Genomic DNA, 20,799 nt, shown 5'->3' with positions numbered 1-20,799 from the left:
GACGAGTCTTAAGCCCCGCCGCCCGCGTTGGCAGACATGGCAACATCACTCCCATGATGCAGCAACACCCTTCTAGCACATTCGGAATTAGTAAATCCAGCAGAATCTTTGATGTTGACTCATCATTTTGCGTATCGGTATGCTGGCCGGAACAACGGAGGTTCCGCCATGCAAACCCGGATTTACACACTGCGCGACTTCACAACGGTTATCAGTGAAACCGAGAAACGGCCGAATACCGAAAAGGTATTCAATCAGTTAAAGGGTCTTGCTGCGCGCGGGCTCATGCGCCCGTTGCCTGACCGCTACGGGCCGAAGGGGGCGCTTCTGTTCACGGCGTCAGAACTGTTCCGGGCGCGCGTCCTGATGGCAGCGATCGATATGGGGCTGTCATCCGAGAACTTGGCAAAGCTGGGTTCTGATCTGGACGACAAAGCCCTGATGGAACGGGCGATTACTGACCTGTCAGCCGCGCAACCTTCGCTGTGGCTGATTGAAATTAGTTGGATTCGCGTTCCCGAGCAAGAAAGCGCTGGCGTTTACGGCAACTGGCTGCGGGATGAAGTGCGGATGCGCCGCGGCGCTGCTGATCCGCTGGCGCCTGACACTGTAAGTGTTTCAGGAACGATCGAAGGTGCACTGTATATCCGGTTCACTTCTATCGCGCTGCCGCTTCATGCCGCCTTGCACGAGTCTGAAGTCTGATGGGCCTTCTTTCGCGCCTCTTCACCCGCAAAGCTGAACCGCCAGCCATTCGCCGCTTCGACGGTGCGGCCGGGGGCCGGCGCGCATCGGGCATGGGCAGTTTTGGCAAGATCAACCCGGAAGTCGCCGCTGCCGGTGCATCGCTCCGCAGCCGCGCGGCCTATCTGGCGAACAACAACCCTTGGCTTTCCCAAGGCGTGGCGAACTGGACCGGGGCGCTTGTCGGCGCCGGCATCCAACCGACTTCGCGGCACCCTGACAAGGCAACGCGTCGCGCGCTGAATGCGTATTTTGAAGCGTGGGCGACTGAGGCGGACGCCGAAGGGCGGGCCGACTTTTGGGGCATTCAGGCGCAGATTGCGCAATCGATGGTCACTGCGGGCGAAGGTCTGGCGCTGCTGATCGACACTGACGAAGGGCCACGCCTGCGCGCCCTGCCGCCCGAACTTCTGGACGAAAGCAGAACTGCCGAGTTGCCCGAGGGTCGCGCGATCTTCGCAGGCGTGGAAGTTGACGCGAACGGGCGTCGCGATGCCTTCTGGATCATCCCCGAACGCCCGGCTTCGGTCTTCGCGAACTATGCCCCGGCGCAGCGTATCGACGCCGCAAACGTCTTGCACGTCTTCCGGCCGATCGCGCCGGGACAACTCCGCGGCGTGTCTTGGCTGGCGCCAGTCGTGTTGCCGGCATCCGATTTCGATCAACTTTGCGATGCGCTCCTAGTCGGGGCGAAGACCGCCGCCATGTTCTGCGCATTCGTCACAAATCAAAACGCTGTTGGTGGGGAAGACCCGTTTGAAGGCGAAGACGTGCCGTCACTCGAACCTGGCACCCTGCAACGCTTAGGGGGCGGATGGGATATTAAATTCGCCAGCCCGCAACAGGCGCAACAGATCGACTCGTTTCTGAAGTTGAACCTGCGCCAGCTTGCCGCCGGTCTTGGGCTGCCCGATCATCTGCTTTCCGGCGATCTGACAGGAGCGAATTACAGTTCATTGCGCGCTGGTCTGCTTCCGTTTCGGCAGCGCGTCGAACAGATCCAGTATCAGATTCTTGTGCCGCAACTCCTGGCGCCGACCTGGCGGGCAGTCATTCGGCACGGAATCCTGACGGACCAAATCGATGCGCCGGATTTCGAACAGAATCCCGGCCACTATTTGCGCGCGGATTGGCTGCCGCCGAAACCGCTGCAAGTCGATCCGCTGAAAGACATCAACGCGACTGTCGCTGAAATCGAAGCGGGTTTGACAAGTCGCCGCAAGGCAATAGCGGAACGCGGATGGGTTCCCGACGACCTTGAAGACGAAATCGCAGCCGAAAGGACGCCCAATGCGAGCGAAGATTGAACCGACCGAACTGCGGCGCCGCTTCACTGTGAACGTTGAGCGGGCAACCCGGATATTCGTGCCGCGAACCGGGCAATACCTCGACCGCGATGGGCGACCCATGGCCGATGCTCAAAAGGAGTCGATCGATGACCGGACATGATATTGCCCTGCATCGGTCAGCGTCTTTGTCGATCGGCAGCTTCGACGCTGACGCCCGCACGGTTGAAGCGACCATTTCCACCTTCGCGGACGTGACCCGGCGCGATGCGCGCGGCGCCTATGTCGAACGTCTCGACCCCGCCGGCCTCGACCTGTCGAACCTGACAGGCGTTCCGCTACTGGACGGGCACCGGCAGGGCAGTGCCCGCGACGTTATCGGCGTTTTGGAAACTCACCGGATGGAGAGCGGACAGCTTGTCGCAACCTTCCGCCTTTCCGGCGCCGCCGATGCAGCGCCGATCATCGAACGAATTTCTGAGGGCACCCTTCGCGGCGTGTCAGTCGGATACCGCGTGACCCGTTGGCAGGAGTCCCGAGATGGGCAAGGCCAGCGGGTTCGAACCGCCGTCGCCTGGCAGATTCACGAAGCCAGCGCCGTCGCAATCGCTGCCGACCCCGGCGCAACTTTCAGGAGTGGAACCCCCATGCCCCTAGACAATGAAAACGACCGCGCCGAGCTGATTCAGCGCATCCGCAGTGCCCATGCCCTTCCCGAAGATTGGGCAACCCGCATGACCGAAGCCGCCGACGAACTGACCGACGACGAAATCCGGCAGTCGGGCCGCGACGAAGCCCTGACCCGGCGCCGCAGCCTTCCGCAGATCCGCGTTGGGCATTCTTCCGACGATCCAGCAGCCCTGCGCACGCGGCAGGCCGATGCACTTGCATTCCGCATGGCCGGTGGCGAGCTGCCCGAAGCGAGCCGTGATTTCGTGGGCCTGAGCCTGAAGGAAATGGCTGCCGATGCCCTGGCCCGTTCGGGCGTGTCCGTCCGCGGACTTTCGACCGACGAACTGTTTCAGCGCGCAGCGCATGGCACGTCCGACTTCCCCCTGGTTGTGAGCAACGCCATGGGCAAGGTCGCGGCTGAAGCCTACCGGGCAGCCGAAAGCCCGCTGAAGGCGCTGGCGCGGCAACGCACCCTGCCGAACTTCAAGGAGTCGACGTCGATCCGCCTTGGCGAGATGGGTCGACTCGAAGAGATGACGGAGCAAGGCGAGTTCAAGGCCACGTCCCGTGCCGAGAACGGCGAGACGCTTCACCTTCGCACCTTCGGCCGCAAGATCAACGTCAGCCGAAAGCTGATGATCGATGATGACCTGAACCTTCTGGGCGACATGACCGCCGCGATGGGGCAGGCCGCAGCGCAGACTGAAGCGGACGAACTGGTTTCGCTGCTGACGGCAAACCCGGACCTGAGCGACGGAACGCCGGTCTTCGACGCCAGCCGGGGCAACCTGGGCACGGTCGATTTCAATCAAGCGGGACTCTTCGACGAAGTCGCGTCGGCGCGCGCCCACATGCGCACAGTGAAGGGACTCGACGGCAAAACCATCATCGATGCCGCGCCGAAGTACCTGATCGTTTCGCCGGCGATGGAAACCGACGCTGAACGTTTTCTGTCCGCGATCTACGCCCCGAAAACTGACGACGCGAACCCGTTTGCAGGGAAGTTGGAACTGGTCATCGAGCCCCGCTTGACCGGCGCAGGCTGGTTCCTGATGGCGGATCCGGCGCGGCTGGCGTCGCTCCAATACGCCTATCTTGCGGCCGCGCCGGGCGTCCAAATCCAGCGCATGGAATCCTGGGAAACCCTCGGAATGTCGTTCCGGGCCTTCCTCGACTTTGGCTGCGGCTGGCTCGACTGGCGCGGCGCCTACTATTCGGCCGCGTGATGGCGACGCTTGCGCAACTGACCGAATGGCGCACCCGGCTTCAGGAGTCCCGCTACGGCGGGCTCCGCGAAGTCCGGGACAGCAACGGCGAGTCTGTCTTCTACAAGTCGGACTCGGAAATGGCACGGGCGCTCGCTGCGATCGATGCCGAGATTGAGTCGATGCACAGGCGCCCTGCCTCTCGCATCCTTCCCCAAACATCGAAAGGACTCTGAACATGAAGAACTTTGAACAAGCCGGATCGAACCTGACGATCCCTGCACCCGCTGCCGTGGTCTCTGGAGGCGTTGTCATCGCTGGCGAGATCCGGGGCATCGCTGCCGGTTCCGCCGCGATCGGCGCCAAGGTTGACGTTGTGACTACCGGAGTGTTCCGGCTTCCCAAAGTCGCAGCCGACAACATCACTTTGGGCGCTGCCGTCTACTATGACGCCGGCGAATCCCTGGTCACGATCGACGACGACGAAGGCACGAACGTCAAACTTGGCGTTGCCGTCGAAGCTGCTGCCGCGACGACCGGCAGTGTTGCCGTTCGCCTGTCGGCGTTCTGAACCGATGCAAAGCCAAGCCCGCCAGCCTTCGCAAGTGATACAACCGCCGTTCCGGCGCGGATTATCGCGAGCCGAGGCGGCGGGCTACATCGGAGTCAGCCCTTCCACCTTCGACAAGCTGATTGCCGCAGGCGAGATGCCTGGCCCCAAGCGCATATGCAGCCGGAATATCTGGGATGTGCGCGCTTTGGACTTGGCGTTTGAAGCACTTTCGGGCGACGCTACAGAACCCGAAACCAATGATTGGGACTGAGCATGAAGCAACTCCGAAAACCACCCAAGTATTGCCAAGGCTTCGAAGATCGACACGGCAAAATGCGCTGGTACTTTCGACGCCCTGGCTTCCAACGCCGCCCGCTGCCGGGCCTGCCGTGGTCTCCGCAGTTCATGGCAGCTTATTCCGATGCAATGGAATCGGATAAAGCAGAAGTCGGAAAAGCAAAGGTCGCGCCGGGTAGCGTAGCCGCACTTGTTGCCAGCTACTATCGCAGCGCCGAGTTCATTGGCCTTGCTGAATCCACGAAACGCGCAGTCAGGAACATCCTTGAACGCTTTCGCGCCGAACATGGCGAAAAGCGGGTAGCACACATGGAAAAGCGGCACGTCCAAAGGATCTTGGCTGAGAAGGTGAGCACGCCTGATGCAGCGAACCGACTGCTTAGGTTGCTTCGAAGCCTCATGGTTCATGCCGTCGATCTGGGCTGGCGCCGCGACGATCCGACCTTGGGCATTAAGAAAATGCGGCACAGGTCGGAAGGCTTCGAAACCTGGCAGGAAGACCACATCGCAGCCTTCCTCGACCACCATAAGCCCGGCACCCGCGCGCATTTGGCCTTGTCGCTCCTGCTCCACACGGGGCAGCGACGCGGCGACGTGGTGCGCATGGGCCGACAGCATGTGAAAGCTGGAGTCCTAACCATCGTTCAACAGAAAACAGGTCAGGAAGTGAGCATCCCGTTGCACCCGGAACTTCGGGCATCTCTGGACAGTTTGCCGAAGGACAACCTGACTTTCATTCTGTCGGATCGCGGCAAGCCGCTGACTCCCGAGGGGTTCACCAACTGGTTTAACAAGATGGTGAAGGCAGTTGTGGACAAGGACGGCAACCGATTGCTTCCCGATGGTCTGTCGCCGCACGGCTTGCGCAAGGCAACGTGCCGGAGGTTGGCCGAGGCGGGATGCAGCGCGCATGAAATCATGTCCATCAGCGGCCACCAAACGCTTGCCGAAGTGACTCGATACACTGTCGCGGCCAACAGAATCCATCTTGCCGAACGTGCTGTTGCGGCATTGGGACGGAAAGAACAGTGAACACTACCTGTCAAACCTAACCCGTAGGTTGACAAAACCGCCCCGCAGGGCGTTGATTTATCTCAATTAAAAATGGAAATGGTGGGCGACCCTGGAATCGAACCAGGCATGGGTCTCCCCGGCGGATTTACAGTCCGCTGCCGCACCTTGCAGCGCGTCGCCCTGAGTGAGCGGGTGGATACGCCGGGGCCCGGGGCGCGTCAACAGGAAAATCCCTTGCGGAGGACGGACCAAGGCCGCAAGGTCCGCGCCACCTTGCAAGGGGACTGGACGTGGCGAAGAAACCCACATGGGTGATCGAGAAGGAACGCGCCCGGCGCGCGGCGGCGGCCGAGACGGTGTGGCTGTTCGGGCTGCATGCGGTGCGCGATGCGCTGGAAAACCCACGCCGTGAAAAGCTGCGGCTGATGGTGACCAAGAACGCGGCCGACCGGCTGGCCGAGGCCATCGCGGCCAGCGGAATCGTCCCCGAGATCTGCGACCCGCGCCGCTTCGAGGCGCCGCTCGATCCCGGTTCGGTGCATCAGGGCGCAGCGCTCGAGGTGCGGCCGCTGGATTGGGGGCGGCTTGCCGATCTGTGCGTCGCGGGGCCGCGGGGGCGGGTCGTGCTGCTCGACCGGGTGACCGATCCGCATAATGTGGGCGCGATCCTGCGCTCGGCCGAGGTGTTCGGCGCGGCCGCCGTGATCGCCCCGCACCGCCATTCCGCGCCCGAGACCGGCGCGCTGGCCAAGACCGCCTCGGGTGCGCTGGAACGCCAGCCCTATCTGCGGGTGCCGAATCTGGCCCGCGCGATGGAGGAACTGAAGGAAATCGGCTACCGGCTGATCGGGCTCGATGGCGCGGCCGAGGCGACGCTGGCGCAGGCGCTGGCGGATCAGGCGGATGGGCCGGTGGGGCTGGTGCTTGGGGCCGAGGGGCCGGGGCTTCGGCAACTGACGCGCGAAAGCTGCGATGCGCTGGCCCGAATCCCGGCGGCGGGGGCGTTCGGCTCGCTCAACGTCTCGAACGCGGCGGCCGTGGCGCTTTATGCCGCAACCGCCGATCCGGCCGGATAGGCCATGCCGCGACATTGCGCTCCCTCGACACGGCCCGATCACAGTTCGCTGAGCGCACTGGAAGCCGGGGCGCGCGCTTCCTATCTGATCAACCAGAGGGCAAGGCCCCGGAACGGTCTTGTCCTGCTTCACTGTCCCTCGTTCCGCGACTCGCGCCCGGGAGCAACTCGCCCGGGCGCCTTTTTGTGTTAGGCTTCGTGCCATGAGTGTCTATTCCGACGACTTCCTGAAAGAGACGCTGATCCGCTCGCGGGTGATCGCGGTGGTGGGCGTCTCGCCCGATCCGGTGCGGCCAAGCCATTATGTCGCGCGCTATCTCGGGCTGCGCGGCAAGCGGGTGATCCCGGTCAACCCCGCCCATGTCGGCAAGACGCTGTTCGGCGAGACGATCCTGCCCGATCTTGCCGCGATTCCCGCCGGGATCCCGGTCGACATGGTGGATATCTTCCGTCGCTCCGACCATGTCCCTCCGATTGTCGACGAGGCGCTGACGCATCTGCCCGCATTGACGACGGTCTGGATGCAGATCGGCGTCACGAATGCGGAAGCTGCGGCGCAGGCAGAGGCGGCGGGCAAGCGGGTGATCCAGAACCGTTGCCCCAAGATCGAGTATCAGCGGCTGTTCGGCGAATTGCGCATGGGCGGGTTCGCAACGGGGATCATTTCCTCCCGCCTCTGAGGACCACTCGGAGACATCCTGACGACGATTTTCCCAATATCTCCAGATAATTGGGGTGCAAAGGACCTCAGCGCCGCGCCGCCTTCTCGGCGAGTCCTCCCGTTCCCTCGCGCCGCTCAAGCTCGGCCAGCACCGCATCCAGCGTGACGTCACGCGCCGCCAACATCACAAGCAGATGATACAGCACATCCGCAGCCTCGGCGGTCAGTCGGTCGCGGTCGCCCCGCACCGCCTCGATCACTGCCTCGATCGCCTCTTCGCCGAACTTCTCGGCGCATTTCTCGGGCCCCTTGGCCAGAAGCTTGGCGGTCCATGAACTCTCGGGGTCGGCGCCCTTGCGGGCCTCGATGATGTCCGCCAGCCGTTCAAGAACCGTCATCACAGCCGCACCGGAATGCCGGCGGCGGCCATGTGGGCCTTGGCCTCGCTGATGGTAAACTCACCGAAATGGAAGATCGAGGCCGCCAGCACGGCGCTGGCGCCGCCTTCCGTCACGCCCTCGACCAGATGGTCGAGCGTGCCCACACCACCCGAGGCGATCACCGGTACGTCCACCGCATCCGAAATGGCTCGTGTCAGGGGAATATTGAACCCCGCCCGGGTCCCGTCGCGGTCCATGCTGGTCAGCAGGATCTCGCCCGCGCCCTTCGCCACCACGGTCTTCGCGAACTCCACCGCGTCGATCCCCGTCGCCTTGCGGCCGCCATGGGTGAAGATCTCCCATTTGTCGGGAGTGACGCGCTTGGCGTCGATGGCGACGACGATGCATTGGCTGCCGAACTGCTCGGCGGCCTCGCGCACCACGTCGGGGTTGGCCACGGCCGCCGAGTTGAAGCTGACCTTGTCCGCGCCCGCCAGCAGCAGCGCGCGCACATCCTCGACCGTGCGCACGCCCCCGCCCACCGTCAGCGGCATGAAGCATTGTTCCGCCGTCCGCCGGACCACGTCGAACATGGTGCCCCGGTTCTCGTGCGTGGCGTGGATGTCGAGGAAGCACAATTCGTCTGCACCGGCCGCGTCATAGGCCTTGGCCGCCTCGACCGGATCGCCGGCATCGACGAGGTTCACGAAATTCACGCCCTTGACCACGCGGCCATCGGCCACGTCGAGGCAGGGGATGATGCGGGTCTTGAGCATGCACGGCTCCTTTGGTGCCCTCATAGCCCGGGCGCGCGCGAGTTGAAAGCGTCGGAGGCGGGGCGCTGCCCCGCACCCCGGGATATTTGAGGCCAGAAGAAGTTGCAAAGGGGCTTCTTCTGGCCGGAAATATCCCGGGGGGAGTCCGAAGGACGGGGGGCAGCGCCCCCCTTCGCGGCTTCAGCTGCGCAGCGCGACCAGCGCCGCGGCGAGGTCGAGCGCCCCGTCATAGAGCGCGCGCCCGGAGATCGCGCCGGAAATCACGCCGGTATCGCGCAAGCCGATCAGGTCGGCCAGCGACGACACGCCGCCCGAGGCGATCACCGGAATCGCCACGGCCCGGGCCAGGTCTTCCGTCGCGGCGATATTGGGTCCAGCCATCGCTCCGTCGCGGTCGATATCGGTGTAGATGATCGCCGCCACGCCGGCGTCCTCGAAGGACCGGGCGAGATCCGTGGCCGTCACGTCGGTGTCTTCGGCCCAGCCCCTGGTTGCCACCTTGCCTTTACGCGCGTCGATGCCCACCGCCACGCGACCCGGAAAGGCACGCGCAGCCTCGTGCACCAGCGCCGGGTTCTCCACCGCCACGGTGCCGAGGATCACCCGGGCGATGCCGCGCGACAGCCAGCCCTCGATCGTGGCCATGTCGCGGATGCCGCCGCCAAGCTGTGCGGGCAGGTTGACCGCCGCAAGGATCGCCTCGACCGCCGCGCCGTTCACGGGCTGTCCCGCGAAGGCACCGTTCAGATCGACAAGATGCAGCCATTCGCAGCCCGCCTTCTGGAAGGCCAGGGCCTGTGCCGCAGGGTCGTCGCCGAAGACCGTGGCCTTGTCCATCTCGCCGCGCAGCAGGCGCACGCATTGGCCGTCCTTCAGGTCGATGGCGGGGTAGAGGATCACGGGCAGGCTCCGGCGGTTGTTTCGGCTGGCGCGCCGGTTATGCCCGAAAGCGGGTGGAATGCAACGCGTCCCGTGCGGCCGCTACCTCTCGATCCGGACGGTCTGGCGCAGCGCACCGGTTTCGGCGTCGAAGATCAGGATGCGGTCGTCGGCGGTGACCACCGCGACCCAGTCGCGCCCGCGGGTGAAGGCCGTGGCCGTCGCGCCATCGGGCAGGCGCACCGCCTCGGGCAATGGCAATGTGCCGCCCCCAGGCATCCGGATGACAAACAGCGCGACGATGACTAGAAAGCCTGCGATCATGGTGACCATCAGCACGGTGACCAGCACGCGCAGCAGTTTCAGGTTCGGGGGCAGGGCCTCCGGCTCCGGGGAATCGTTCATGTCCACGCCCATCTCCACGCCGCGGCGGCTGACGGTCGTCATCGGACCGAACCCGCCTGACCGCCTTGATAAGGCGCTGGCCCGCGATGTGCCAGAGGCCGAGGGGTTGACGCGATCGCGGCTGGCCAAGCTGATCGCGGCGGGCGGCGTGGCGCGCGGCGGGGCCGTACTGAGCGAAGCCCGCGCGCGGGTGGCCGAGGGCGACGAGATCGAGATCGCCTTTGCCGAACCGACCGAGGTCGCGACCTCGGCCCAGGCGATTCCCCTGAATGTCGTCCATGAGGATGACGAGTTGATCGTGATCGACAAGCCCGCGGGCATGGTCGTTCATCCCGCGCCGGGCTCGCCCTCGGGGACGCTGGTCAACGCGTTGCTGGCCCATTGCGGTGACAGCCTGTCGGGGATCGGCGGCGAGAAGCGGCCGGGCATCGTGCATCGCATCGACAAGGAGACGAGCGGGCTGTTGGTGATCGCGAAAACCGACAAGGCGCATGCCGCGCTGTCCGCGCAATTCGCCGCCCACAGCGTCGAGCGGCACTACAACGCGCTGGTCTTCGGGGTCCCGGATCCGGGCGATCCGCGCCTGCGGGGCCTTGACGCTATCAGTTTCGAGCCAGGCGGGGTCATGCGGATCGCCACCCGGATCGGGCGCCATCCTTCGGACCGGCAGCGCCAAGCCGTTCTGAACTCGGGTGGTCGGCATGCGGTCACGCGGGTCCGCGTGGTCGAGACCTTTGGCGCGCCGCCGACGGCGGCGCTGGTCGAATGCTGGCTGGAGACCGGCCGCACCCACCAGATTCGCGTGCATCTGGCCCATGCGGGCCACGGTCTGATCGGCGATCCGGTCTATGGCGGGCGGCGGCGTCTGTCCGAGCGGGCAGTGGGGACGGATGCGTCGGCGGCGGCGGCGGAGTTTCCGCGCCAGGCACTGCATGCCGCGACGCTGGGCTTCGTTCACCCGGGAACGGGCGAGAAGATGCGATTCGAGTCCGCGCTGCCCGAAGACATGGCCCTGCTTGCCGCGGCGCTACGATTCTGACAACCTGCGCAATCCTGCGTGATCCGCTGACATGTTTACCGGATCTTTATCCCTTCTCGACGGAATCCGGTCCATTCTGCGTGAACAGGTGAATGGAAAGTGAATCGACATAACTTGAACTGATCGGTTCAGTTTCTAGATCGTCAAGAAACGCACGAGGGAGCAAAAGGGATAGACATGAGCACATATGCCAACCTTCCCGCCCCGTCTCCGGAGCAGGGGCTTAACCGCTATCTTCAGGAGATCCGCAAGTTTCCGCTGCTGGAACCGGAAGAGGAGTACATGCTGGCCAAGCGCTGGGTCGATCACCACGACACCGAGGCGGCGCATCGCATGGTCACTTCGCACCTCCGGCTGGCGGCCAAGATCGCCATGGGCTATCGCGGCTACGGCCTGCCCCAGGCCGAGGTGATTTCCGAGGCCAATGTGGGGCTGATGCAGGCGGTCAAACGCTTCGATCCGGAGAAAGGTTTTCGCCTCGCGACCTACGCGATGTGGTGGATCCGTGCCGCGATCCAGGAATACATCCTCAGATCGTGGTCCCTGGTGAAACTGGGTACGACCAGCGCGCAGAAGAAGCTCTTCTTCAACCTGCGCAAGGCCAAGGCCAGGATCGGTGCGCTGGAAGAGGGCGACCTTCGTCCCGAGAATGTCGCGCGCATCGCCCATGACCTGAACGTGACCGAGGACGAGGTCATCGCGATGAACCGCCGACTCTCTGGGGGCGATGCGTCGCTGAATGCGATGGTGGGGGGCGCGGACGGCGATACCTCGACCGAGTGGCAGGACTGGCTTGAGGACGAGGATGCCGACCAGGCCGATGCCTATGCAGAGCGGGACGAGCTGGAAAGCCGCCGGGCGCTTCTGGTGCAGGCAATGGATGTGCTGAACGAGCGCGAGAAGGACATCCTGCTGCAGCGTCGTTTGCAGGACCAGCCGGTGACGCTGGAGGAATTGTCCAGCGTCTACGATGTCAGCCGCGAGCGCATTCGCCAGATCGAGGTGCGTGCCTTCGAGAAACTTCAGAAGCGGATGCAGGAGATGGCGCGGGAAAAGGGCATGCTGAAACCCTATTGACCGGACAAGATGCCTAAAATTTGTCTAGGTTCGACAGGAAATCTGCCAGAATCCACAACTATGACGCGTACTCGGGGGCACGCGTTCTAGTATTGTTTGGTGACTGGTATGGGTATGAATCTGGCCGATCTTTTGTCGGAACTTGAGGGGGCATCCCGCAGCGGTGCATTCGACCGGTTCGAAGACTTGGTGACAAGGGTCGAGGCGGCGGTGGAGGCGATGACGCCGGATATCGGGGGTGAGGCCGCGAGGGCACGGCGCAGGATTGCCGCGTTGCGTGTCGAACTGGTTCGCAGTCCGGGTTTCACTGCCGAGAACGACAGGTTGTGCGCGGCGCTTGCTGCGGCCGAGGCCGAGGGCGATACGTTGCTTTCCCAGCGGCTGTCCGAGGCACTTTACCGGCGCGGCAAGGCCATCATGGCAACGCTGCGCGTTCGCGAAGACGAGGCCGAGCCGACAGACGAACCGACGCGGGAACTGTTCGCCGCGATCGCCGCGGATGACGTCGACCGGCTGCGCGCCTGCCTTGCGGGGTCCGATATCGACGCGCGCCATGGGCCGTTGCAGGAAACTGCGCTGTTCCATGCGCTGTCGGTCGAGGGCCGGTCGGTCGCGATGGTGGAATTCCTGCTGGCCCAAGGTGCGGACCCGAATGCGGGCATGGCCGACGGCTACCGTCCGCTGCATGCCGTTGCAGCCTATCCCTGGGGCTGGGAAAGCGCTACGATCAAGGCGGTCCTGACCGATCTACTGGTCAAGATGGGCGGCGATATCGAGGCCCGAACCGAAAGCTGGGGCTGGACGCCCTTGCACCGGGCGGTTCTGGAAGGCTCGGCTGACGAGCTTGAGGCGCTGCTGCGGGCGGGGGCCGATCCCAACGCGCCGTTCGACGAGCGGTCGCAGCCTTGGTTTACCCCCGGTCGGCTGCCCCTGCAGATCGCGGGGCATGACACGGCCAAGGTACGGCTGCTGCTTGATTACGGTGCTGATCCGCGCAGGACCGATGGGTTGGGCGAGGATACCGCCAGCTATCTCCGCATGTTGATTGCCGAACATCTGGCCCACCGCGCCGAGGAGGACGCCCATCGCGCGGGGCTGGAACGCTCGCTTGAACTGGTGCGCGACTGGCCGGCGCGGTCCTGACGCCGGTCAGGGAAGCACCGCCAGCCACAGCCACGCGGTCAGGATCGAGGCGGCCGTTCCCATCAGCACCGAGGATGCCGCGACCCGCCGCGCCGCGCCATACATGTTGGCAAAGATATAGGCGTTGACGCCAGGCGCCATCGCGGCGGTCACGACGGCCGAGCGGAACTGCCCAGTCTCCAACTCAAGCTGCGTGCCCAGCATCCAGACCACGGCGGGGTGGATCACCAGAGAGATCGCGCAGGCATAGGCGATCACGCGCAGATCGCCCTCGGGCCGGTAGCGGTAAAGAACGCCCCCCAGCCCGAACAGCGCCGCCGGAAGGGCGGCGCGGATCATCAGATCCAGCGCATCCGTCAGCACGCCGGGCAGCGCCAGCCCGGTCAGGTTCACCGCCAGCCCCAGCGCGATCCCGATCACCAGCGCGTTGCGGAACATCGCCTTGAGGATCGCGCCCGAGGTGCCCAGGACGCCTGTGCCGCGATTGCGCACGATCTCCATCGCGGTCAGTCCCAGCCCGTAGCAAAAGGGCGAATGCATCGCGATGATTGCATAGTTCGGCGCCAGCGCCTCCGCGCCATAGGCCCGTTCGGTGATCGGCAGGCCCAGCAGCAGCGAGTTGGAAAACAGCCCGACAAAGCCGATGGCGACGCTGTCTTCCCAGCTTCGGCGGAACAGGAGCCGCGCGCCGAACAATCCCAGAAAGAACCCGATGGTCGCCCCGGCATAGAAGCTCGACAACAGCCGCCAGTCGAATTCCTGCCCCAGATCCAGCGTCGAGACCGCGCGAAACAGCAGGCAGGGAATGGCGAAGTTCTGGGTGAACTTCATCAGCCCGTCGACGCCCGCCTCTGAGAACAGCCCGCGCCAGACCGCGACATAGCCGAAGCCCAGCACCAGAAAGACCGGCAGGATGACGTCCAGAAGCGCCTGCATCAGACCGGCAGGCTCAGCACCATCCCGTCATGGGCGGGGGTGACATGGGCGGGCGTCTCGGCCGCCACCGTCTCGTAATCGAGGTCGATATGCATGTTGGTCAGCACCGCGCGGGCGGGCGCCAGGCGCTCGATCCAGTCAAGCGTGCGCTCCAGATGGAAATGCGTGGGATGCGGCGTCCGCCGCAGCGCGTCGATCACGAGGATATCGAGCCCCTGAAGCATCGGCAGGCTTTCGGCATAGATCTCGGCCACATCGGGCAGATAGGCCAGCCCCCCGATGCGGAACCCCAGCGCGTCGATGGCACCGTGATTGACCCGGAACGGCATCAGCGTCACCCGCCCGCCCGCGCCGTCCACATGCACCGGCCCGTCGATCGTGTGCATGGTCAGGATCGGCGGATAGGGCGAGCCCTCGGGCTGGGTGAAGGCATAGCCGAAGCGGGAATAAAGCGCATCCTGCGTCGCGCCATCGGCCCAGACCGCCAGCCGCTGGCGGGTGTTGAACACGATCTGGCGCAAATCGTCGATGCCATGGACATGATCGGCATGGGAATGGGTATAGACCACCGCGTCCAGCGTGCCGATCCCGGCGTGAAGCAATTGCTCGCGCAGGTCGGGCGAGGTGTCGATCAGAACGCGGGTCGTGCCCTCGACCCCCGCGCGCTCGACCAGCATCGAGCAGCGCAGACGGCGGTTGCGCGGGTTGTCAGGGTCGCAGGCGCCCCATTGCGCGCCCAGCCGCGGCACGCCGCCCGACGAGCCGCAGCCCAGGATGGTGAACCTGAGCGCGCCGCTCACGCGGCCTCCTGCCAGCGTGCGGCCTTCCAGAACAGCCGATCGAAATTCGCCTGCGTCCGGGCGGCGAAATCGGCATAGTCGAGGCCGAAAAGCTCGGCGCCGACCCGGGCGGTATGGACGGTATAGGCCGGTTCGTTGCGCTTGCCGCGATGGGGCGGGGGGGCCAGATAGGGCGCGTCGGTTTCCAGAAGGATCCGGTCCAGCGGCGCGGCGGCAAAGATCTCGCGCAGCTCCTGCGATCTGGGGAAGGCCGCGATGCCCGACATCGACAGGTAGAACCCCAGATCGAGCGCGGCGCGCGCCAGCCCCGCGCCAGAGCTGAAGCAATGCATCACGCAGCCATAGGGGCGCGCGCGGTATTCCTCGGTCAGGATGCGCGCCATGTCCTCATCGGCGTCGCGCGCGTGAACGATCAGCGGCAGCCCGGTTTCCTGCGCCGCAGCGATATGGATGCGCAGGCTTTCCTCCTGCACCGCCGCGCTGTCGGCCGTGTAGTGATAATCGAGCCCCGTCTCGCCGATGCCGACGAATTTCGGATGCCGGGCCAGTGCGATCAATTCCTCCAGCGTGGCCATCGGTTCCTCGGCCGCGCTCATCGGATGGGTGCCGGCGGCGTAGAAGACCGGGGGGTAGGCGTCGGCGATGCCGCGTACCTGCGGCTCGTTTCTGAGCCGGGTGCAGATCGTGACCATCCGCGTCACCCCGGCGGCAACCGCGCGGTTGACCACAAGATCAAGCTCGTGCCCGAAATCGGGAAAGTCCAGGTGACAATGGCTGTCGGTGATCCGGGGGGTGGGTTGGGTCATCTCGCCTCAGGCGGCCAGCCGGCCGGCGGTCTCGTCCATTCTGAGAACCGTATCGAGGATGAGCGAGGCAGGGTCAAGGTTGACGGCCCGCCCCTGTCGCGCGCGGGCGGTCAGGATCTGCGCGGCCTCGGACCAGCCGCGGGCGGCATCGGGGCCGGGGGCAAGGCGTGCCAGCATCGCCGCCTCGCCCGGCGCGGCCTCGGGGGGCGGGGTGCCGGTGGCGCCGGTGCGGGCCAGCCGGGCCAGCATCAGCTCGATCAGCCGCAGCGTCAGGTCGAACCGCGCCTCGGCTGCCCGGCCCGCGGCAGATTCGGCCAGACGGATCGCGCGGGGCCGGTCCAGCCGCGGATGGTCCGAAAAGATCGTCACAAGCTCGGCATAAAGCGCGAGCCCCTCAAGCTGGGCCAGCCGGATCGCCTCGCCGACCGATCCGCCCGACAACTCGGCCAAGGCCGCCGGATCGCCCGGCACCTCCTGTCCGGCGGCGGCCAGCGCCTCGGCCATCGCGGCGGGGGAAAGGGGTGAAAGCCGCAGCTCGCGGCAGCGCGAGCGGATCGTCGGCAAGAGCCGCGCGGGCTGGTGGCTGACCAGAAGCAGCGTCGCGTTGGCGGGCGGTTCTTCGAGCAGCTTCAACAGCGCGTTCGCGGCGCTGGCGTTCATCTCGTCGGCCGCATCCACGATCACCACGCGCCGCCCGCCCTCGGCCGCCGACATCCCGAAGAAGCCGCGCAACCGGCGCACCTCGTCCACGGTAATGACGGTCTTCAGCCGCTTCTTCTCGTCATCCCAGCCGCGCCGGATCATCATCAGCCCCGGGTCCGACAGCGCCGAAATCCGGCGGGCGACCGGGTGATCGGGCGCGATGTCCAGCCGGTCGGGGGCAGGGGGCGCGTCGCCGAACAGCCCGCCCCCCGTATCGCCCATGGGCTGGGCCAGCAGGAACCGCGCGATGGTCCAGGCCAGCGTCGCCTTGCCCACCCCGCGCGGCCCGGTCAGCAGCCAGCCATGATGCATCCGCCCGCCCGTGAAGGCGTCAAGGAACGCCGCCTCGGCCGCACCTTGCCCGATCACGCGGGCGGTTTCGCGCGGATGGGGGGCGCCCTCGACGCGGTCGGGTTCGGGGATGGCCTCGTCGCTCATGCCAGCGCCGCCTGCGTCAGCGCGGCAATCTCGGCGGCGATGGCATCGGCCTCGCGGGTTGCGTCGATCACCCGGCAGCGCGTGGCGAATTCCTGTGCCAGATCCAGAAACCCCGCCCGCATCCGCACCTGCATCGCCTCGCCGAAATCCTCGAACCGTTCCTCGGTGCCGTTGCGCCCCCGCGCGCGCGCCAGCCCGGTGCCCGGGTCCATGTCCAGCACGAAGGTCAGGTCGGGCTCGCGCCCGATCATCAGCGCGTGCAGCTTGTCGACCACCCGGCGCAGGTCGCCCCGCGTTATGCCCTGGTAGACGCGGGTGGAATCGGCGAAGCGGTCGCAGATCACCACCCGGCCCGCGGCCAGCGCCGGTTCAATCGTCTTTTCCAGATGGTCGCGCCGGGCCGCGGTGAACAACAGGATTTCCGTCTCGGCCGACCAGCGATCGGGATCGCCTTCCAGCACCAGCCGCCGGATCTCCTCGGCGCCGGGGCTGCCGCCCGGCTCGCGGGTCAGCACGACCTCGCGGCCGCGCGCGCGCAGATCCTCGGCAAGGCGCCGCGCCTGGGTGGATTTGCCCGAACCGTCGATGCCTTCGAAGGTGATGAACCGCGCGGCCCCGCCCATGTCAGAGGCCCGTGGCCTCCCGTCCCAGCCCGATCAGAACCTCGCTGGCGCTGCGCAGCCGCGGCACGAAACCGCCGCGCCCGACCGCGCGCTCTGCCACCAGCGGCACCCGCAGGGGGTCCATCTCGGGCCGCGTTATGACCAGTTCGCCCAGTTCCTGCCCCGCCTCGATCGGGGCGAGGATGGGCGTGCGATAAACCACCTCGGCCTCAAGCTCACCCTGCACCAGCGCGGGCAGAAGGATCGCGATATCGTCGGGCGCGACCAGTCCGACCTGCTCGATCTCGCCCATCCAGACCCTGGTTGCCGCGACCCGCTCGCCCTTGCGCAGGACCTCGCGCTGGACGAACTGGCGGAAGGCCCAGTTCACGATCCTCTCGCCTTCCTCGGCCCGCTGTGCCTCGGTTTCGAGCCCGGTTATCACGAAGATCACCCGCCGCCCGTCCTGGATCGCCGAGCCGACAAGCCCGAAGCCTGCCTCGCGCGTATGGCCGGTCTTCAGCCCGTCGGCGCCGATCCCGAGTTTCAACAGCGGGTTGCGGTTGAACCGGTTCTGCGGCGCGCGACCGTCAAAGGGGTATTCCGCCTCGGCGAAATAGCCGTAATATTCGGGGAATTCCTCGATCAGCCGCTCGGCCACGATGCCCAGATCACGCATGCTCATCCGCTGGTTCGGATGCGGCCAGCCGGTGGAATTGGCGAAGGTGGATTGGGTCATCCCCAATGCGCGCGCGCGCTCGGTCATCAGTCGGGCGAAGGCCTCTTCCGTTCCCGCAAGCCCCTCGGCCACCACGACGCAGGCATCGTTGCCCGACTGCACGATGATGCCGCGGATCAGTTCCTCGACCATGGGGCGGTCGCGTTCGTTCAGGAACATCGTCGAGCCGCCGATCGCCATGGCGCGCGACGACACCGAGAACCGGGTTTCGAGTGTCACCCGCCCATCGCGCAAGGCCTCGAACAGCATGTTCAACGTCATCAGCTTGGCCATCGAGGCAGGCGGCATCGACTCGTCGGCATTCTTGGCCAGAAGCACGGTGTCGGTGGTCGGATCATAGACATAGGCCGCGGTCGCACGGGTCTCGAAGGCCGCGCGGGCCGGCCCGGCCAAGACAAGCGCGACAATCGCCGCAAGCATGGTCAGGGTCTTGGCTCGCGGGAAGGTCTGTTCCATGGTGCGCAGCGCCTCACTTTGACACATAATAGGCATCGGTGTAGCCGAGCCCCTTGACCTTCTCAAGCAGCGCGGCCTGATCCTCGCGGCTGACCGAAGGTCCGATGACGATGCGCCAGAGGGTCTTGCCCCCCCGCCGCTGTTCCCGGATCGAGGGCACGATCCCGGCCTTGCCCAGCGTCTGGGCGGCGTCGCGTGCATTCTGCTCGACAGTGAAGATGCCGACCTGGATGAAGGGTCGATCCAGCGTCGAGGCACGCGGGACGACGGGCATCGCCGCGGTCTGGGCTGCCTGGGCCTCGCCCGGGATCGCGACTGTTCCTGGGGCGGGGGCGGCGATGTCGGCTGGTGCCATCGCGGCCGCGCGGGGGGGCGCTGCAGGGGCAGCCGCGGCCGGGCCGGTCGCGGGCGGCGTTGCGGCGCGGGCGGGGCGAGGGGCGGGAGGCGTCGATCCCGCAGCCGCCGGACGGGGGGCTGCGGCGGCACCCGGTGCGGGGGTCGTTTCGGTTGTCGCGGCCTCCGGCGCCCGTTGGCGGCGCAGCGCCACCACACGCAGTTCGGTCGGCTGGCCAGCCAGAAGCGCAAGCGCCGCTGCCGCATCCGAGGAAACCTGCAATTTCGGCCCGGGCATCTCGCGCTCGCGTCGAAAAAGCGCCCCTTGCACGGATTTGCCATTCGCCATGTTGCGGATAAGCACCCGCTGAGGGCTGGACACATCGGGATGCGCGATCCAAACGCCGCCCAGCGAGGGTCGACCGTCCCACAACCCGCTTTCGGCGGTCGAGAAAATCTCGGGCGCCTCGATATCGCCCTGGCCGATCGCATCGCCACCCGCCGCATCGGCGACCGCCTCTGCGTCCGCTGCGCGCTCCTGAAACGCCGCGAAGGGTCCGCTACCGTCCTGGCAGCCCGCCACGATGGCCGCCATGCCCAAGGCCATGGCCAGCCGCCCGATCCGGTTTCCCGTCATGCCTTGCCCCCTCTGCGCGCAGGTGTCCTGCGTCGTGCCCTTATCTGCCGGGCTTCCGGTGATACCGGGACAAACCGGCCTCCCGGACAGCCCGCACCGCCTGCCCATGCATCATAGCGCCAGCCCCGGGGCAAGGAAAGACTCGCACCTGATCCCGCGCGAAATTCAGCCCGCTCATTCAGCCTTTGCGTTATCGCGGCTGCACCATGGTACTGGACCCTGGGGCCGGAATATGCTTTCAAGCAGAACAGCGTGTCCGGGCTCGTCGTCGGGCGCCCGATCGGCTGGGAAGCGTGGCCGAGTGGTTGAAGGCTCCAGTCTTGAAAACTGGCGTACGGGAGACCGTATCGTGGGTTCGAATCCCACCGCTTCCGCCATAGAAGTCCCATAAGGCATTGATTAAAAGCGAAAATTATCATTTGCCCCCAAGGGCATCCCCCCTTTTCGCCCTCATCCTGCTTCGGAATGACGCGCCCGGCCCTAGTGTCTCCCCGCTGCGAATGTCGCCCGGCGACCAACGCTGACCGGAAGGCTCAGGCCCTGATCTACCTCCAAGGCCGACTCGCCACCGCGACCCTGGCCCGGCATCCGCCCCTATGCCGCCGCGGTCCGTGACCTCGCCTCTGCCCGCCTTGCTCGGCCCGGCCCCCGTCTGGCAATCCTGTCCTCGCCGCCCCCTGGGACCACCTGCGCGCCCAGCCGCCCGCAACGGACGCGGACCTTGAAGCCTTCGCCCAGACCCACCTTGGCACATCGACGCCGTCGGGGGCGGTCACATCATCAACGCCCGCACCAAGCAACAAAGTCTCTCTTGCACAATCACATAAGGTGAGGTTAGGAACCATCTTCATGGAGAGGTGGCCGAGTGGTCGAAGGCGCACGCCTGGAACGCGTGTAGGCGGGAAACTGTCTCCAGGGTTCGAATCCCTGTCTCTCCGCCATTTCCTTTTAAATCAGCAGCTTAAGAGTTGGGCAGGCAAGTGCGACACAAAGTGGAGCACCACGCCCATGAAACTGTCCGCCTTCCTTTCGCCGTCGCGCCACGGGGTTGGTCTTGCCCCCGTTTCACCGGACACTCAGGCGGTTGCGGTTTGAGCTGCGATGACCTCGCGGGGCGAGCGCATTTTCAGCCCTGAGTGCGGGT

General features: G+C 65.8%; 22 protein-coding genes and 3 tRNA genes. 13 read left to right on the top strand and 12 right to left on the bottom strand.

The features are described from left to right. Nucleotides 1–168 precede the first annotated feature (168 nt). The 6 genes from EV216_RS06750 (at nucleotide 169) to EV216_RS06720 (ending at nucleotide 5,789) form a co-directional block, all read left to right on the top strand. A complete protein-coding gene (locus EV216_RS06750; RefSeq protein ID WP_132694299.1) occupies nucleotides 169–705 on the top strand; it encodes a hypothetical protein in 537 nt (178 codons plus the stop codon). Further along, a complete protein-coding gene (locus EV216_RS06745) occupies nucleotides 705–2,051 on the top strand; it encodes a phage portal protein (protein WP_132694298.1) in 1,347 nt (448 codons plus the stop codon). The genes EV216_RS06750 and EV216_RS06745 overlap by 1 nt, the downstream gene beginning before the upstream one ends. A 128-nt stretch (nucleotides 2,052–2,179) precedes the next feature. Next, on the top strand, nucleotides 2,180–3,928 hold the full coding sequence (locus EV216_RS06740) for a phage major capsid protein (protein ID WP_165899177.1): 1,749 nt from the start codon (nucleotides 2,180–2,182) through the stop codon (nucleotides 3,926–3,928). Beyond that, nucleotides 3,928–4,143, top strand: a complete 216-nt coding sequence (locus tag EV216_RS06735) for a phage head-tail joining protein (RefSeq protein ID WP_132694296.1) — start codon at nucleotides 3,928–3,930, stop codon at nucleotides 4,141–4,143. Before EV216_RS06740 ends, EV216_RS06735 begins: the two co-directional genes overlap by 1 nt. A gap of 2 nt (nucleotides 4,144–4,145) precedes the next feature. Next, a complete protein-coding gene (locus tag EV216_RS06730) occupies nucleotides 4,146–4,478 on the top strand; it encodes a capsid cement protein (RefSeq protein WP_132694295.1) in 333 nt (110 codons plus the stop codon). 255 nt (nucleotides 4,479–4,733) lie between these two features. Beyond that, nucleotides 4,734–5,789, top strand: coding sequence for a tyrosine-type recombinase/integrase (locus tag EV216_RS06720; RefSeq protein ID WP_132694293.1), 1,056 nt, complete (start codon nucleotides 4,734–4,736; stop codon nucleotides 5,787–5,789). A gap of 79 nt (nucleotides 5,790–5,868) precedes the next feature. On the opposite strand, the gene EV216_RS18180 is transcribed toward EV216_RS06720, so the two are convergent. Continuing rightward, nucleotides 5,869–5,952 (bottom strand) — tRNA-Tyr (locus EV216_RS18180). Nucleotides 5,953–6,061: 109 nt separating this feature from the next. Between EV216_RS18180 and rlmB the strand changes: the two genes are divergently transcribed. Next, complete coding sequence (gene rlmB / locus EV216_RS06715; protein WP_341539357.1) at nucleotides 6,062–6,847, top strand: 23S rRNA (guanosine(2251)-2'-O)-methyltransferase RlmB; 786 nt, start codon at nucleotides 6,062–6,064, stop codon at nucleotides 6,845–6,847. A gap of 202 nt (nucleotides 6,848–7,049) precedes the next feature. Further along, nucleotides 7,050–7,526, top strand: coding sequence for a CoA-binding protein (locus tag EV216_RS06710; RefSeq protein ID WP_132694291.1), 477 nt, complete (start codon nucleotides 7,050–7,052; stop codon nucleotides 7,524–7,526). Between the two features lie 67 nt (nucleotides 7,527–7,593). Here EV216_RS06710 and EV216_RS06705 read toward each other — a convergent pair whose 3' ends face one another. From EV216_RS06705 to EV216_RS06690, 4 genes are all read right to left on the bottom strand, one after another. After that, nucleotides 7,594–7,905 carry a phosphoribosyl-ATP diphosphatase gene (locus EV216_RS06705; RefSeq protein ID WP_132694290.1) on the bottom strand — a complete coding sequence of 104 codons (312 nt, stop codon included), beginning with the start codon at nucleotides 7,903–7,905 and terminating at the stop codon, nucleotides 7,594–7,596. Next, entirely contained in the window at nucleotides 7,905–8,663 is a 759-nt protein-coding gene (hisF, locus tag EV216_RS06700) for an imidazole glycerol phosphate synthase subunit HisF (protein ID WP_132694289.1), read from the bottom strand. The genes EV216_RS06705 and hisF overlap by 1 nt, the downstream gene beginning before the upstream one ends. Before the next feature lie 180 nt (nucleotides 8,664–8,843). Continuing rightward, complete coding sequence (hisA, locus tag EV216_RS06695; RefSeq protein ID WP_132694288.1) at nucleotides 8,844–9,563, bottom strand: 1-(5-phosphoribosyl)-5-[(5-phosphoribosylamino)methylideneamino]imidazole-4-carboxamide isomerase; 720 nt, start codon at nucleotides 9,561–9,563, stop codon at nucleotides 8,844–8,846. An 81-nt stretch (nucleotides 9,564–9,644) separates the two neighbouring features. Further along, the gene (locus EV216_RS06690) at nucleotides 9,645–9,947 is read right to left on the bottom strand and encodes a DUF6476 family protein (RefSeq protein WP_132694287.1); all 303 of its coding nucleotides are present in this window, start codon (nucleotides 9,945–9,947) and stop codon (nucleotides 9,645–9,647) included. Between EV216_RS06690 and EV216_RS06685 the strand changes: the two genes are divergently transcribed. From EV216_RS06685 to EV216_RS06675, 3 genes are all read left to right on the top strand, one after another. Next, nucleotides 9,946–10,986, top strand: coding sequence for an RluA family pseudouridine synthase (locus tag EV216_RS06685; RefSeq protein WP_132694286.1), 1,041 nt, complete (start codon nucleotides 9,946–9,948; stop codon nucleotides 10,984–10,986). The genes EV216_RS06690 and EV216_RS06685 overlap by 2 nt on opposite strands. Before the next feature lie 177 nt (nucleotides 10,987–11,163). Next, on the top strand, nucleotides 11,164–12,063 hold the full coding sequence (gene rpoH, locus EV216_RS06680; RefSeq protein ID WP_132694285.1) for an RNA polymerase sigma factor RpoH: 900 nt from the start codon (nucleotides 11,164–11,166) through the stop codon (nucleotides 12,061–12,063). 108 nt (nucleotides 12,064–12,171) lie between these two features. Then, a complete protein-coding gene (locus EV216_RS06675) occupies nucleotides 12,172–13,206 on the top strand; it encodes an ankyrin repeat domain-containing protein (RefSeq protein WP_132694284.1) in 1,035 nt (344 codons plus the stop codon). A 6-nt stretch (nucleotides 13,207–13,212) separates the two neighbouring features. On the opposite strand, the gene EV216_RS06670 is transcribed toward EV216_RS06675, so the two are convergent. The 7 genes from EV216_RS06670 to EV216_RS06640 are packed head-to-tail and all read right to left on the bottom strand — an operon-like array spanning nucleotide 13,213 to nucleotide 19,655. Then, nucleotides 13,213–14,142 (bottom strand): AEC family transporter, encoded by a 930-nt coding sequence (locus EV216_RS06670; RefSeq protein ID WP_132694283.1) that lies wholly within the window; start codon nucleotides 14,140–14,142, stop codon nucleotides 13,213–13,215. Then, entirely contained in the window at nucleotides 14,142–14,942 is an 801-nt protein-coding gene (locus EV216_RS06665; protein ID WP_132694282.1) for an MBL fold metallo-hydrolase, read from the bottom strand. Before EV216_RS06665 ends, EV216_RS06670 begins: the two co-directional genes overlap by 1 nt. Further along, complete coding sequence (locus EV216_RS06660; protein WP_132694281.1) at nucleotides 14,939–15,748, bottom strand: TatD family hydrolase; 810 nt, start codon at nucleotides 15,746–15,748, stop codon at nucleotides 14,939–14,941. Before EV216_RS06660 ends, EV216_RS06665 begins: the two co-directional genes overlap by 4 nt. Before the next feature lie 6 nt (nucleotides 15,749–15,754). Further along, nucleotides 15,755–16,888, bottom strand: a complete 1,134-nt coding sequence (locus EV216_RS06655; RefSeq protein ID WP_132694280.1) for a DNA polymerase III subunit delta' — start codon at nucleotides 16,886–16,888, stop codon at nucleotides 15,755–15,757. Then, nucleotides 16,885–17,511: a dTMP kinase gene (tmk, locus tag EV216_RS06650; RefSeq protein WP_132694279.1), complete on the bottom strand. Its 627-nt coding sequence runs from the start codon at nucleotides 17,509–17,511 to the stop codon at nucleotides 16,885–16,887. The genes EV216_RS06655 and tmk overlap by 4 nt, the downstream gene beginning before the upstream one ends. Before the next feature lies 1 nt (nucleotide 17,512). Further along, a complete protein-coding gene (locus EV216_RS06645; RefSeq protein ID WP_132694278.1) occupies nucleotides 17,513–18,685 on the bottom strand; it encodes a D-alanyl-D-alanine carboxypeptidase family protein in 1,173 nt (390 codons plus the stop codon). 13 nt (nucleotides 18,686–18,698) lie between these two features. Further along, a complete protein-coding gene (locus EV216_RS06640; RefSeq protein WP_132694277.1) occupies nucleotides 18,699–19,655 on the bottom strand; it encodes an SPOR domain-containing protein in 957 nt (318 codons plus the stop codon). Nucleotides 19,656–19,942: 287 nt separating this feature from the next. Here EV216_RS06640 and EV216_RS06635 point away from each other — a divergent pair. Continuing rightward, nucleotides 19,943–20,032, top strand: a tRNA-Ser gene (locus EV216_RS06635). A 474-nt stretch (nucleotides 20,033–20,506) separates the two neighbouring features. Then, nucleotides 20,507–20,596, top strand: a tRNA-Ser gene (locus EV216_RS06630). The last annotated feature ends 203 nt before the right edge of the window (nucleotides 20,597–20,799 follow it).

Source organism: Rhodovulum steppense (assembly GCF_004339675.1).
GTDB classification, from domain to species: Bacteria; Pseudomonadota; Alphaproteobacteria; order Rhodobacterales; family Rhodobacteraceae; genus Rhodovulum; species Rhodovulum steppense.
Note: the sequence above shows the minus strand (reverse complement) of the source record. Positions and strands in the feature narration are given on the sequence as shown.

Bases quoted from the DNA above. Each gene is read 5' to 3' on its own strand.
- EV216_RS06750 (WP_132694299.1), top strand. From the start codon at position 169: ATGCAAACCCGGATTTACACACTGCGCGACTTCACAACGGTTATCAGT.
- EV216_RS06745 (WP_132694298.1), top strand. From the start codon at position 705: ATGGGCCTTCTTTCGCGCCTCTTCACCCGCAAAGCTGAACCGCCAGCC.
- EV216_RS06740 (WP_165899177.1), top strand. From the start codon at position 2,180: ATGACCGGACATGATATTGCCCTGCATCGGTCAGCGTCTTTGTCGATC.
- EV216_RS06735 (WP_132694296.1), top strand. From the start codon at position 3,928: ATGGCGACGCTTGCGCAACTGACCGAATGGCGCACCCGGCTTCAGGAG.
- EV216_RS06730 (WP_132694295.1), top strand. From the start codon at position 4,146: ATGAAGAACTTTGAACAAGCCGGATCGAACCTGACGATCCCTGCACCC.
- EV216_RS06720 (WP_132694293.1), top strand. From the start codon at position 4,734: ATGAAGCAACTCCGAAAACCACCCAAGTATTGCCAAGGCTTCGAAGAT.
- EV216_RS06710 (WP_132694291.1), top strand. From the start codon at position 7,050: ATGAGTGTCTATTCCGACGACTTCCTGAAAGAGACGCTGATCCGCTCG.
- EV216_RS06705 (WP_132694290.1), bottom strand. From the start codon at position 7,905: ATGACGGTTCTTGAACGGCTGGCGGACATCATCGAGGCCCGCAAGGGC.
- hisF (WP_132694289.1), bottom strand. From the start codon at position 8,663: ATGCTCAAGACCCGCATCATCCCCTGCCTCGACGTGGCCGATGGCCGC.
- EV216_RS06685 (WP_132694286.1), top strand. From the start codon at position 9,946: ATGTCCACGCCCATCTCCACGCCGCGGCGGCTGACGGTCGTCATCGGA.
- EV216_RS06690 (WP_132694287.1), bottom strand. From the start codon at position 9,947: ATGAACGATTCCCCGGAGCCGGAGGCCCTGCCCCCGAACCTGAAACTG.
- rpoH (WP_132694285.1), top strand. From the start codon at position 11,164: ATGAGCACATATGCCAACCTTCCCGCCCCGTCTCCGGAGCAGGGGCTT.
- EV216_RS06675 (WP_132694284.1), top strand. From the start codon at position 12,172: ATGGGTATGAATCTGGCCGATCTTTTGTCGGAACTTGAGGGGGCATCC.
- EV216_RS06670 (WP_132694283.1), bottom strand. From the start codon at position 14,142: ATGCAGGCGCTTCTGGACGTCATCCTGCCGGTCTTTCTGGTGCTGGGC.
- EV216_RS06660 (WP_132694281.1), bottom strand. From the start codon at position 15,748: ATGACCCAACCCACCCCCCGGATCACCGACAGCCATTGTCACCTGGAC.
- EV216_RS06655 (WP_132694280.1), bottom strand. From the start codon at position 16,888: ATGAGCGACGAGGCCATCCCCGAACCCGACCGCGTCGAGGGCGCCCCC.
- tmk (WP_132694279.1), bottom strand. From the start codon at position 17,511: ATGGGCGGGGCCGCGCGGTTCATCACCTTCGAAGGCATCGACGGTTCG.
- EV216_RS06645 (WP_132694278.1), bottom strand. From the start codon at position 18,685: ATGGAACAGACCTTCCCGCGAGCCAAGACCCTGACCATGCTTGCGGCG.
- EV216_RS06640 (WP_132694277.1), bottom strand. From the start codon at position 19,655: ATGACGGGAAACCGGATCGGGCGGCTGGCCATGGCCTTGGGCATGGCG.